Below are 12,434 nucleotides of genomic sequence, written 5' to 3'. Positions count from 1 at the left end.
ACTAACCAGCAAAAAAGCACCAACAGGTGCTTTTTTTCGACGTTTATGCTTGTGATTGCAAAATCTTAGCCAACATTGGCATAAAGACGCCACCAATCACCGACCGATTCTTAAAGGCAACCATCTTAGCGGATTTCGTATCATACCAATCTGAGAACGGCTGACGATCTGGCGTTTCGTTTAGGAAGCGAACCACTGACTGAGTAAATTGATCGAAATCATGCCGCTCTGTTGTCAGTGAAGCAACCCACATTAGCCAATCAACCTTGGTGTAAGTAGCGCGCTTATCCAAAGGTGTGCCGTAATCATTCAATTGTTGCAAATAGCGTTGAATTTCTTTTTGGCTGATTTGAGCGTCAAACAGCCCTAAGCCGAACAGCTTATCCCAAACCAGGTTATACTTCAATGCCCAAGAATCGGGTTGATCAAACGCCAACCGCGTATCAGATTGAGACTGAGCAGTTTCGGCCCAGATCGCCGCCATCTTCCGCGCTTGCGCGATCAGCTCATTGGCCTCCGCCTGATGAATGCCCGCTTTTAAAAGTGCCTTGCCAAACATGGCCAAAGCAACGATTGCCTTTAGTGACAAATTGACATTATGCGCTAAATGACCAGCGAAATCATCCGTACACAGTTGATTTTCTGGATCCTGTCCGTGCGTTACTAGGAACTTCGACCACTGCCATAATTGATCATAATGCTGCTCGAGAAAGTCACCAGATTGAAGCAATTCAACCGCACTGGCCATGATAATCATATCGCCGCTTTCCTCAACGGGCATTTGATAATCGAAATTATAGAGATCGGCATTAGCTGGGTATTGGTAATACTCACCCACTGTGTCATACTCACGGAGCATTGTTCCATCATCAACATCATCTGGTCGATTCATGCCATAAACTTGACCGGTGGCATCTGGGTAGCGGCCAACATCATGGGGCGCAAAGTCAAATGGCCAAACTGGTAAATTTGCGAAACGAAAAATAGGTCGCATCATGCCCGCCACTAACTCTGGATTAAACGCTAGGAATAAGGGGATGGATGGATAGCTCACATCAACAGTGCCAATACAGCCATTCGAGTTACATTCCTTTGATAAGAAGATAATTTCGCCATTCTCATCGCGAATCAATTTGTGTGCGGCAATCGCCTGACGATAGGCCGTTGCGCAAATCAACTCATAATTATCTGAACCCACCGTCGTTGCCAGCTGACTGATCTGTTGATCAATTCGATAGCAATCATTAACAATCGCGTCAAACGATTGTAATCGCTTGTCTAACAAGGCTGACATTGAAGGCTCCGCTTGTTTCCAATAGGCATTGGTCGCCTGACCAAAGTAATTGATGGCTTGCAGGTCATCATAAGCAACCAGCAATTGTGCCTTCTTCTCGCTCGCCGTTGATAAATCAAATTGCGCGCGCAAACCTTGTTGATTCCATTTTTGATAGGCCATCACCTGACTATCCGTACTTAACGCCGTTGCTAAGTAGAGATGCCCCCAATCAATATTGATTAGATCACCTGACGAATTTAGCGGCGTTTGGCGCGCCTTACCTAAGAAAACTTCTTGCGTCTGACCAATCTCAAATTGGCGTGTAATCAAACGATTATCCGTCAAGCTTTCATAGGTGATCGTGCCATCAAAGTCAAGTTCAAGATGAATATCATGCGCTTGATGATCCCGCGAACGCACCACGAATGAAAGATAAGTGATGGGTTCAGAAATACTTTGTAGATCTTTCAGATCAAAGTGCTGGGCAAAAGAAACCCCAAGTTCAATTTGACCATTACTGAAGGTGTACCGCGTTTGGGTAGCTGTAATTGCGGCGGAAACTTGTTCGATTACTGGCAATGACTGGCGATCGCCAAGAAACCGAAAGACCGTGCCATCAACCGAAATCGTTCCATTAAGCGGCATCGCCTTACCCGTCCAGCTCACCGTTTGAGCGTCGTTAAGATGATCACTCGGCGACCAAATAGAAAAATATGGATCATGCGTGATCAATGGATAGGATGGAATACGTGAATTCAACATTACAATCTCCTTACAGCTCATTTTTGACTTTTAATCTGATGACATTCCACGACAGCGGTGCCAATTTTATTGTGATTTTACCTTCCGAAATATCTAAGGAGGAGTTGGGTTCGATTTTCAGTTCGCCATTACGATTATCTTGCTTTGCATCTGGTCCGGTAAATTGTGTGGCTTGTCCATTTCGGATACTGTACTCATCACTCAACCTAATATCGAGATCCATGTGATCTTGAAGCGACTTATTAACTGCAAATACTGTTAAATAACCATTTTCCTGATCCTCAACCACAACACTATCTAAGTATGGCACTCGATTGAATTGTTCGGTTTCATAAGACGGCGTTTTGATAACTGGTTTTAGCGCGATGCCGCGCCCTAACGTAGATGCCTGCATCAATGGATAAAAAATTGTTTGCACCCATGCTTGTCCAGTCTCTTCCGTCATTATTGGTGCTAATACGTTGACCAGTTGAGCTAGACACGCAATCTTGACTCGATCTGAATGCTTGATTAAGGTGATTAATAATGACCCTACAAGAATCGCATCCTCCAAATTATAAACAGCCTCGGCATGGTGTGGTGCCACTTGCCAATCCGACATAACCAATGTTTCAGTTTGGTGTGGGTGCCAGATATTCCACTCATCAAATGATAGGTTGATACTCTTGGTTTGATGTTTTTTTGCCTTGACAGCATCACAAATTGATACAACACCGTCAATGAAAGAGTCAAAATCTAGTGATTGGGCCAAGAAATTGGGCGTATCTCCATTGTTATCATAGTAACGATGTAATGATAAGTAATCAATTTGATCATATGCCAGGTCCAAAACTGTGGCTTCCCATGATCCAAATGTAGGCATTGTATTCATTGAGCTACCACAAGCTACCGTTTCAATATCGCAATCGACTAATTTGACAACCTTGCTAGTCTCTTCTGCAAGTCGTCCGTACTCCGCAGCCGTTTTATGCCCCAACTGCCATGGCCCATCCATCTCATTTCCTAGACACCACGTTTTGATTCGAAACGGATCCTCTGCGCCGTTTTTTCGTCTCAGATCACTATAGAAAGTTCCCTTGGGAAAATTACAATATTCTACAAGTTGACGTGCTGAATCAATACCTCTAGTACCTAAATTAACCGCCATCATCACATCAGTATTGGCTTTTTTAGACCAACGCATAAATTCATGCAAGCCAAATGCATTGGTTTCCTTCGTCTTCCAAGCTAATTCCAATCTAGTCGGGCGTTGTTCTTTCGGCCCAATACTATCTTCCCAGTTAAATCCGGAAACAAAATTCCCGCCGGGATAACGGACAATTGGTACACGGAGTTTCTTGACGTAGGCCAAAACATCTTGTCTAAATCCATCGCCATCAGCCATCTCGTGGCCCGGTTGGTAAATACCACCATAGACCGCACGGCCCAAGTGTTCCACGAAAGAGCCATAGATACGATCATCGATTTTCGAAATAATCGCATACGGGTCAATCACCAATTCACTTTTCATAACTATTCTCCACTCATCTATCAGAAATTATTATTGCCGATAATCAGCAGCATTACCCGATAAGCGATTGATATCTTGAAAATCAAAAATGGCTTTCACTTTTTCTGGATCGGCTTTAAATCGACGATCATAAGTCAGTAGGCCATTTACTTCCTGCTCAACATCAGTCAATTGTGTATAGCAGTAACCCCATAATCCACGTGAGTGTGCAACCGCACTAAGAACGCGCTGTAACTCGGAAAGATATTCTGATTCAGAATTCGCTCGTGTATAGCCCCAACCGTCTTCACGACTGCCATCAAACCCGATACCTCCAAATTCAGTTAAAACGATGGGTTGTCCTTCATATTTAAAACCATTTGCGAAGATATCCCACTTTACTGGCGCTTGATTAACAAGCGTTTCAACCGAGCTCAATGTGTTCTGGAAAAATTTATACTGTTCGGGATCATCCTGACGCCCATGGCTATAATTATGGATTGCCACAACGTCGGTTGTTGTTATTTCCCAGCCGTCATTAGATTGAACTAAGCGCGTACCATCCAAAGCATGTAAGAGATGATACAACGATTCAGAAAAATGTTGTTGTTGCTGATTAGAGTGAATTCTATCAACTCCCCAGCTTTCATTCAGAGGAACCCACATAATAATAGATGGATGATTATAATCTCGCTCAACCGCTTCCTGCCATGCATCGACGATCCGATTTGCTGACTTCTCAGAATAGTATGGAACCGAAGCAACTTCTTCCCAAACCAAATATCCAAGCTTATCGGCCCAGTATAGAAATCTAGGGTCTTCAATTTTCTGGTGTTTGCGACAGCCATTGAACCCTAGTTCTTTGGCCATTAAAATATCATTCTTGTAATCCTCATCTTTTGGTGCAGTTAATAAGCCATCGGGCCAATATCCTTGATCCAAAACCAATTTTTGATAATAAGGGCGATTATTGAGCATAATCATCCCCTTTTCAGCATGAACTTTTCTCAAGCCAAAATATGAGGTCACCTGATCAACTATGTCCTGATCAGTCAGACTAAAAGTAATATCAAACAAATTGGGATGCTCTGGTGTCCATGTCCATCCATCATTATGGAATTCTGTTCTAAATATTTTTTGTTGAGCCAGTTCAACAGATCTTTCAATATGAGTCGCTTGAATCTGCAATTGATCGTTAGCAATGACAGTTTCACCAAATTTTATTTCATATCCCAGTTTCGCACCGATAGCTGAATCTGCCACATCAATTGCTAGTTTAACTGAAGTATGATCCAAGTCAGGCGTCATTCTCACCTGCTCGATATGCTTTTGTGCAACGCTCTCAACCCAAACTGTTTGCCAAATGCCGGTTGAATTCGTATACCAGATCCCCTCAGATTTACCTGTCCACGATTGCTTCCCTCGTGGAATCGTCTCGTCGTAAGTACGATCTTCAGCGCGAACTGTGATAATCTGAGTCTCGCCAGGTATCAACGTATCTGTAATGTCGAACGAGAACGATGCATCGCCTCCCTCATGGTGGCCGATATAATCGCCGTTAACATACACATCCGCGAAGTAATCAACGGCACCAAAATGAAGAATACTTCGATGTTTTGTCTCTGAAGTTAGCTCTATTTCGCGCTGATACCAAACAATATCATGTTTTTCTTGGCAATCAATCCCACTTAATGGTGCTTGATAAACAAAAGGTACATTGATTTTTTTGATATCGCGCAACCCTGTATTGAACCAACCTTCTTTTATACCAATATTTTGATCATCAAAACAGAAGTCCCACGAACCATTTAAATTAATCCAGTTACCTTCCCGCTTGAATTGTGGGCGCGGATAACTTGTCCTGCTATTACTCATCTAATCTCTCCATATCTATTAATTATTCGTTCTTCGCACTATAACGCAAGATCAATTAAGTGGTTTTGTTTGCTTAATCGATTTATTTTTTGCCAAGCACACGACTGCGGCAACCATTGCTAAGCCAACTGTAATAATATCCATACAGAAGTAGGCAAGAATTCCTAGGCACAGTAAATAAATTGGCAATTTATACGACAACTGACTATCACGAAAATAAGTTTTAGAAAAATATAAATTCAACAACCCAAGACCAATCAGAACGACACCAAAGATAACCGTGAACGTATACAGACTGCCAAACACTGCATTTAACGCTTTAGCAGTTTGAAAATTTAAAGGTGAGTTGGTCTTCGTTCCCGATATCTTTACGTACGAACCATACAATAGAATTGTAATGACACCGTCGATAAGCTGCCAAATCCCTAAAATCTTGACTAAGTTTCGTTCTAATTTCCGGTTCATCGAAACGCCTCCTATCCTTTAACACCAGCTGACAAGGACATCGACTGTAGGAAGTACTTTTGTGCGAACAAATACAGAATAAAAGTTGGTACGATTGCAATCAGTGCGCCTGCCATTAACAAGGTTGGTTGGGCTTGATACATACCCTGGAGTAGTTGTAACCCTGGTGTGATTGGCATTTTTTCAAGGTCATTGAAGACGATTGACGGCCACAGAAAATCGTTCCAAGATCCCGTGAAAGTGAACAACGCAACTACAAATAGCACCGGTTTAGATAGTGGCAAAATGATTTTCCAAAAAATAGTTAAATCACTTGCCCCATCCATTCTCGCTGCCTCATCAAAAGACTTCGGGATGTTCGACATAAACTGACGCACCAGAAAAATGTTAAATACACCAGCAGCGCCGGGCACGATCATTGCCCATTTTGTATTGACCCAGCCAAATAAATCGATTATTTTGTACAAAGGAATAATGTTAACAACCCCTGGGAACATCATTGTTGCCATTAAAAAGAAGAACAAGGCATTTTTACCCTTAAATTCGAGCCGATCATAAGCAAAAGCGGATAATGAAACGACCACTAATACAAGGAGCGTATTACTTACAGAGATGACCATGGAATTCATAAACCAATGTAAGAGCGGCGTACTTGCATTATTAACTAACAATTCAGTGTAATTGCTTAGAACCCACTGGATGGGCAAGAACTTAAAACCAATTGTTTGTAGTTCTGTCTCACTCTTGAAAGAAGTTACAATTCCCCATAAGAGCGGAATTACCCAGATTACCGCCAAAATAGCCAAGAAAACAAACGCAATTGTTTTTGACACATATTTCTTTTGCTTCATTGAGTATCCCTCCCTTATTTTGATTTGTCCCGAAGAAAGACAAATTGAATTGCTGAAACAATCATAATGCAGATTCCTAAGATCATTGCCATTGCAGATGCAATACCTGCAATTGATTGCCCTGAGCCAAAGGCGTTCTGTTGGATATACATCAGAAGTACCGACGTCGAACTGTTAGGGCCACCACCTGTCAGCATCAAAGGTTGCCCATAGATATTAAACTGGGCAATCGTTGTCATGACAACTGTATAAAGAATTTGACTGCGAATACTTGGCAAGGTGATCCGCCAGAATTGCTGCATTGGTGAGGCACCATCGATTTCGGCGGCCTCATAATAATCCTTTGATATCCCGTTTAGCGCTGCCTGGTAAATAATCATGTTCCCACCAATTGTCCACCAAATTGTCACAACGACGATAGCAATCCAAGCATAAGGTTGTGTCCCCGTCCAAACAGTATTGATGTGAAAGAACTTATTGATTGGCCCATATGTTGTGTTAAACATCAAATTCCAAATAATAACAACAGCTGAAATAGCAAATAGCGTTGGCAGATAGAATAGCGCCTGGAAGAATTTTCCCAAAACTGGTTTTGCATTTAACGCCAGCGCCATTAACAGCGGTACGATGATACAAAAAGGCACTGCCAGCACAACGAATAGAAAAGTGTTCTTCAGCCCCGTTCGTAACTGACCGTAAAATACGGAGCTCGAGTCAAAGAGTATTTCCTTGTAATTTGCTAATCCAACAAACTCTGGTGATCCCAACAGATCCCAGTTGGTGAATGAAATATAGATACCGAAAATAATAGGAATCAAGAAAAAAATTGCAAATATAATCAAGTGTGGTGCAACAAAGAGCCATGGGGTCAACTTATTTGTTCGTTTATTCTTGATTTTCTTCTCGGGGATAGCTGCTTCCGCTTGCATATTGAACCCTCCTAAATCAAATAAATGAGGCTGGATAAGAAAAAATCCAGCCTCCCTCCATAATGAAAATCACTTACTATTCTTCGTTTTTATCAATCTTACCTTGAATTTCTTTTTGCATTCCGGCTAAGCCCTTATCGACGGTCGTCTTGCCAAAGATGATATCCCCAACATGAGCATCTAGGCTATCGGCAACATAGCCATTATACTTGTAATCAAAGATTCTCAACGTTGCTTGCTCTTCCTTGCTGTTGATCAAGAATGATTGCGGCATCTTCAAATATTCTTTATTTTCACGGATTGCCAAGGATGCAGGGTTTTGTCCGGATTTTGCCCACTCCATTGAATGAGTCCGCACCCAATTGATGAATTTCAGAACTGCCTTGGTTTTTGCCTCAGAGCGACCTTTACTCTTAAACATGACGAACTGGTGTGAAGAAGACCAGTTGACTGCTTTCGAAATGTCATCGCTCAACTGTGGCGCATTCGTCATTCCCCAATTGATTTTGTAGCCCTTAACATTATTTTGCATCCAAATTCCTTCTGGGTAGAAAATTTCTTTTCCACTACCAAAAAGTTGAGCGGGATCTTGCCCATCGCGTGAAGTGATCCCCGATTTATACATCGAAACCCACTTGTTTAATGTTTCCTTACCATATTCAGTATCTAAAGTTACATTTGTTCCATCCTTACTAAGTTCACCACCGTATTGAGCAAACAATGATAAGAAGTTAGGCTTAAACCAAGTAACCCCTAATGCTGTTATCTTGTCTTTCTTAGCAGCCTTGCCCGCCGCCTCAATCTCATCAAAAGTTACAATATTGTCGTCAAGCGCATTAGGTGCGTATTTTTTCACTAAATCTTTGTTATAATACATTTGGAATGTATGGATATCGAGTGGTAAGCTATATCGCTTGCCATCCAAATCACCGATTTTCCACGCTTCTTGAACATAATTATCTGACTTAATCTCGGGATATTTTTCCAAGTATTTATCGTATGACTGTAACATTCCTTGTGCCTTATACAGCTTGATTCGTTCCGCATGCACAATGTTTAGATCAGGAATATTTTTCCCAGAATTGACTACGGTTGGAATTTTGGTATACATATCCCCTTCCTTCATTGAGATGTTCTTGATTTTGTATTCAGGATTGGTCTTATTGTATTCGTTGACCATCGCCTGCATATTCTTGCCATCCGGGCCGGTGAATGGATTCCAAAATGTGATTTCTTTCTTCTCAGAGCTGCCCGAACCACCACTTGATTTACCACATGCCCCTAAAACTAAAATAGAACTAGCAACCAAAAGTGTGGCCATAACCTTATTCCATTTCATTGAAAAATCCTCCATTTGTAAACTTTTTTGTTTATCATTTTCGGACCCGATTAAGAAAACCCAAAAATTTAAAACGCTTACAAGTGTGATATTAGTCCAAGATGCCCAAATTAGCAACCCGTTTTCGTACATTTCGCCCATTTAGGAAACCATTTGGTTAATTTAGTAAAACAGTGTATGATATTGTTAACCATTATCGAAACTTGTTTGCGCCCGACCCACTTTTCATTTTGGATTGCTACTCAAATATTTTGCTTTTTTAATTTCGAAACGTACATCAGTTATCTGGAGGTAATAAAATGGAAATCGATCTTACAAATGACAGTCTACCTGTCTTTAAAGCCTTGAACTCAGAAACACGGCTAGAGATAATCAATAAGTTGGCCCAGAAGTCTTATACCGTGACTGAACTGGCCGATGAATTGCATTATAGTAAGGCCATCATCTCTAAACACATCCGCATTCTAGAGGATGCGGGAATATTGGTAGAGACGACGCAGAATATGGATGACCGTCGGAAAAAGTATCTTCAAATTGTTACGGACTCGATCCTCATAAATTTGCCTCAGAAAATCTATCCTGAATTTCGCCGTATCGACTATGACATAGAATTAGGCAACTATTTCAGCAATCAAGATATTGAGCCAACCTGTGGTATGGTTGGAAAGGATTCGCGCATCGGGAAATTTGACGACCCAGAGATATTTCTTTCACCACAGCGATTCAAAGCTTCGTTGATTTGGTTTTCAAATGGGACTGTAGAATATGTTGTACCAAATAAGATTCCACAAAATGCTTCGCCTGAACTAATTGAAGTTTCAATGGAGGTTTCCTCAGAATTTCCTCAGTCAAACAATAATTGGCCTAGTGATCTGTCTTTTTGGATCAACGATGTTTTTGTTGGGTTTGACACGGTTCCCGGCAACTACTCGGATGTCCGTGGTCGGCTCACGCCTTCCTGGTGGGATTCCTCTTTTAGTCAATACGGATTACTCAAGCACCTTCGCGTACTGAAAACAGACACTGCCATAGATGGAGAATCTATTTCCGATATTACAATCAATGACTTAAATTTAACTAGCGGCTCAACCATTAAGTTCAAAATCGGTATCGATCCGGCTTCTCCCAACCAAGGCGGCATCACCATTTTTGGAAAAGACTTTGGGAACTATCCGCAGAACATAAAGCTATCTGTTTTTTACTCCATTAATGCGCATTGAGATTCAAAATTTAATTCCCCAGGAGGTAATCTCCCATGTCAACATATTCATGGCGAACCAGTGAGAAAGAGATTTATCCAACTAAGAAAGCACCTAGTATTGTCACGTTGCCGCGGCAACGATTCTTGGCGATCAAAGGGCAAGGTGACCCGAATGATAATGCGGCGTTCAGCGCGGCGATCCAGACGTTATATACGTTGAGTTACACGATCAAAATGGCGCCGCGAAAAGGAATTGATTTCCCGGGAGCGTTCGATTATGGGGTTTATCCGCTGGAAGGGTTCTGGACGTTGCCAGCGGATTATCAGGCCACTGGGTTGGACAAGAGTCAGTTGTTGTACACGATCATGATCAAGCAGCCGGACTTTGTGACGGCCGCTGTCTTTGCGGAGGCGCAGGTGATGGCCGCAAAGAAACTAACCCCGGCCGAACTGGCGCAGGTGGCCTTGATTGAGCGAGATGAAGGTTTAGTGGGGATGATTTTGCATCAGGGCGCGTTTGATGATGAGCCGGCTAGTTTCGCGCGCTTGGGCGCATTTGTTGAGCAGGCTGGTTATCGGCGCACCAGCAAGGCGCACAAAGAGATTTATTTGTCTGACTTTCGCCGAGTTGCGCCGGAGAAGCGAAAGACCATTCTGCGCGTAAGCCTAGCACCACTTTGAAATAGGCTAAAATTCTAGGCCAAAAAATCGACCCCGAGTTTCACTATTATCAGTGAAACTCGGGGTCGATTTGTTTTTTATATGATTGGGGATTTAAACCAGGGTCAGGGGATCGACATAAGCTTGTTCTAGGCTACTAGCTACGGCGGCAGCGGTAATGTGGCCGCGATAGGTGTTGAGTCCAGAAGCGATCGTCGGGTTAGTTTTGACAGCTTCAGAGATGCCTTGTTGGGCAATCAGTTGCGCGTATGGAATCGTGACGCTGGTCAGCGCATCAGTGGCGGTCTTCGGCACGGCGCCAGGAATGTTGGCGACCGCGTATTGGATCACGTCATGTTTCAAGTAGATTGGGTCGTCGAAGGTGCTGGCATGGTCACTGGTTTCGAAAATGCCGCCTTGATCGATTGGAATATCGACCATGACTGAGCCAGGTTCCATCGCTGCCACCATCTCATCGGTCACTAATTTCGGTGCCTTAGCGCCTGGAATCAAGACCGCGCCAATTACCACGTCCGCGTGTTTGACTGAATGGGCGATATTGGCGGGGTTCGAGAAGAGCGTCTGAATATGACCATCGAACAAATTGTCGATCCGCGCTAAGGTAGCCGGATTGATATCGAGGATCGTCACTTGAGCCCCCAGACCCATGGCGGTTTTGGCCGCGTTCAGACCGACAGTGCCGCCGCCGATCACGGTCACGTGACTCTTGCGCACGCCAGGAACGCCGCTCAGTAACACACCTTTACCACCATACTGTTCTTGCAAAAATTGAGCGCCGATCAAAACGGCCATGCGTCCGGCAACTTCGCTCATAGGATTCAAAGCTGGCAAACCGCCATCCTTGCCTCGCATGGTTTCGTACCCAACTGCGGTAACTTCATTTTCCAATAGCGCTGCGGTCAGTTTAGGATTTGGCGCCAGATGTAAGTAAGTATAAAGAATCAGGCCAGGTCTGAAGAAATGATATTCCTCAGGTAATGGTTCCTTGACCTTGATCACCATATCGCCAGCCCACGCTTCTGTAGCAGTTGCTACAGTCGCGCCAGCGGCTTGATAGTCAGCGTTGGTATAACCAGCGTTGTGTCCCGCATTGGTTTCCACTACGACTTCTTGGCCGGCCTGCACGAGATTTTGCACGCCAGCAGGAGTAATGCCAACTCGGTTTTCGTTATTTTTGATTTCTTTGGGAATTCCAATTCTCATATGAATCACTCCTTATTGTCCACGATAACACAAAATATCCCATCTGTGAATTGGACCTTGGTTGGAGATAGATGAAATTATGGCTTTAACCATCATTTTACCAACGACTAAAACCCAACGCCCCGAATGTCGAAGAAGTCGGCAATATCAGACAATTGGTTTCGCTTACATCGATGCGAATTTGTTTATTTTTTTAATATTTCCAAAAAAGTTATGCAAATGAAAAAATATTTTAATCTTAGCCTGGAAGCGACCATAACAAAAAATAAAAACTGTTAATAAGTTGGTTTGACGCTTCGCTTTTTCCCTGAACATCGCCTATCTGAAGGCCAATTCGATCTGGGGCAGCTGAAGCGCCCGCCT

Annotated in this window: 10 protein-coding genes; 2 read left to right on the top strand and 8 right to left on the bottom strand. The window is 42.9% G+C overall.

Features of this window, described 5'->3' with window-relative positions:
• Positions 1–43 precede the first annotated feature (43 nt).
• The 7 genes from ACYVSB_RS10855 to ACYVSB_RS10825 form a co-directional block, all read right to left on the bottom strand.
• Positions 44–2,038, bottom strand: coding sequence for a glutaminase domain-containing protein (locus ACYVSB_RS10855; RefSeq protein ID WP_461219375.1), 1,995 nt, complete (start codon positions 2,036–2,038; stop codon positions 44–46).
• Between the two features lie 10 nt (positions 2,039–2,048).
• A complete protein-coding gene (gene arfA, locus ACYVSB_RS10850; RefSeq protein WP_461219374.1) occupies positions 2,049–3,548 on the bottom strand; it encodes an arabinosylfuranosidase ArfA in 1,500 nt (499 codons plus the stop codon).
• A 30-nt stretch (positions 3,549–3,578) separates the two neighbouring features.
• Entirely contained in the window at positions 3,579–5,402 is a 1,824-nt protein-coding gene (locus ACYVSB_RS10845; RefSeq protein ID WP_461219373.1) for a glycoside hydrolase family 2 protein, read from the bottom strand.
• A 51-nt stretch (positions 5,403–5,453) separates the two neighbouring features.
• Positions 5,454–5,867, bottom strand: coding sequence for a hypothetical protein (locus tag ACYVSB_RS10840; RefSeq protein WP_461219372.1), 414 nt, complete (start codon positions 5,865–5,867; stop codon positions 5,454–5,456).
• 11 nt (positions 5,868–5,878) lie between these two features.
• Entirely contained in the window at positions 5,879–6,718 is an 840-nt protein-coding gene (locus tag ACYVSB_RS10835; RefSeq protein WP_461219371.1) for a carbohydrate ABC transporter permease, read from the bottom strand.
• Positions 6,719–6,732: 14 nt separating this feature from the next.
• Entirely contained in the window at positions 6,733–7,647 is a 915-nt protein-coding gene (locus tag ACYVSB_RS10830) for a carbohydrate ABC transporter permease (RefSeq protein WP_461219370.1), read from the bottom strand.
• A 76-nt stretch (positions 7,648–7,723) separates the two neighbouring features.
• Positions 7,724–8,986: an extracellular solute-binding protein gene (locus ACYVSB_RS10825; RefSeq protein WP_461219369.1), complete on the bottom strand. Its 1,263-nt coding sequence runs from the start codon at positions 8,984–8,986 to the stop codon at positions 7,724–7,726.
• Between the two features lie 299 nt (positions 8,987–9,285).
• On the opposite strand from ACYVSB_RS10825, the gene ACYVSB_RS10820 reads away from it, so the two are divergent.
• Both ACYVSB_RS10820 and ACYVSB_RS10815 read left to right on the top strand, forming a co-directional pair.
• Positions 9,286–10,206, top strand: a complete 921-nt coding sequence (locus ACYVSB_RS10820; RefSeq protein ID WP_461219368.1) for an ArsR/SmtB family transcription factor — start codon at positions 9,286–9,288, stop codon at positions 10,204–10,206.
• Positions 10,207–10,241: 35 nt separating this feature from the next.
• Entirely contained in the window at positions 10,242–10,868 is a 627-nt protein-coding gene (locus ACYVSB_RS10815; protein WP_461219367.1) for a GyrI-like domain-containing protein, read from the top strand.
• 93 nt (positions 10,869–10,961) lie between these two features.
• Here ACYVSB_RS10815 and ald read toward each other — a convergent pair whose 3' ends face one another.
• Positions 10,962–12,071: an alanine dehydrogenase gene (gene ald / locus ACYVSB_RS10810; protein ID WP_125597592.1), complete on the bottom strand. Its 1,110-nt coding sequence runs from the start codon at positions 12,069–12,071 to the stop codon at positions 10,962–10,964.
• Between the last annotated feature and the right edge of the window lie 363 nt (positions 12,072–12,434).

It is taken from the genome of Lapidilactobacillus salsurivasis, from assembly GCF_054785215.1.
Note: the sequence above shows the minus strand (reverse complement) of the source record. Positions and strands in the feature narration are given on the sequence as shown.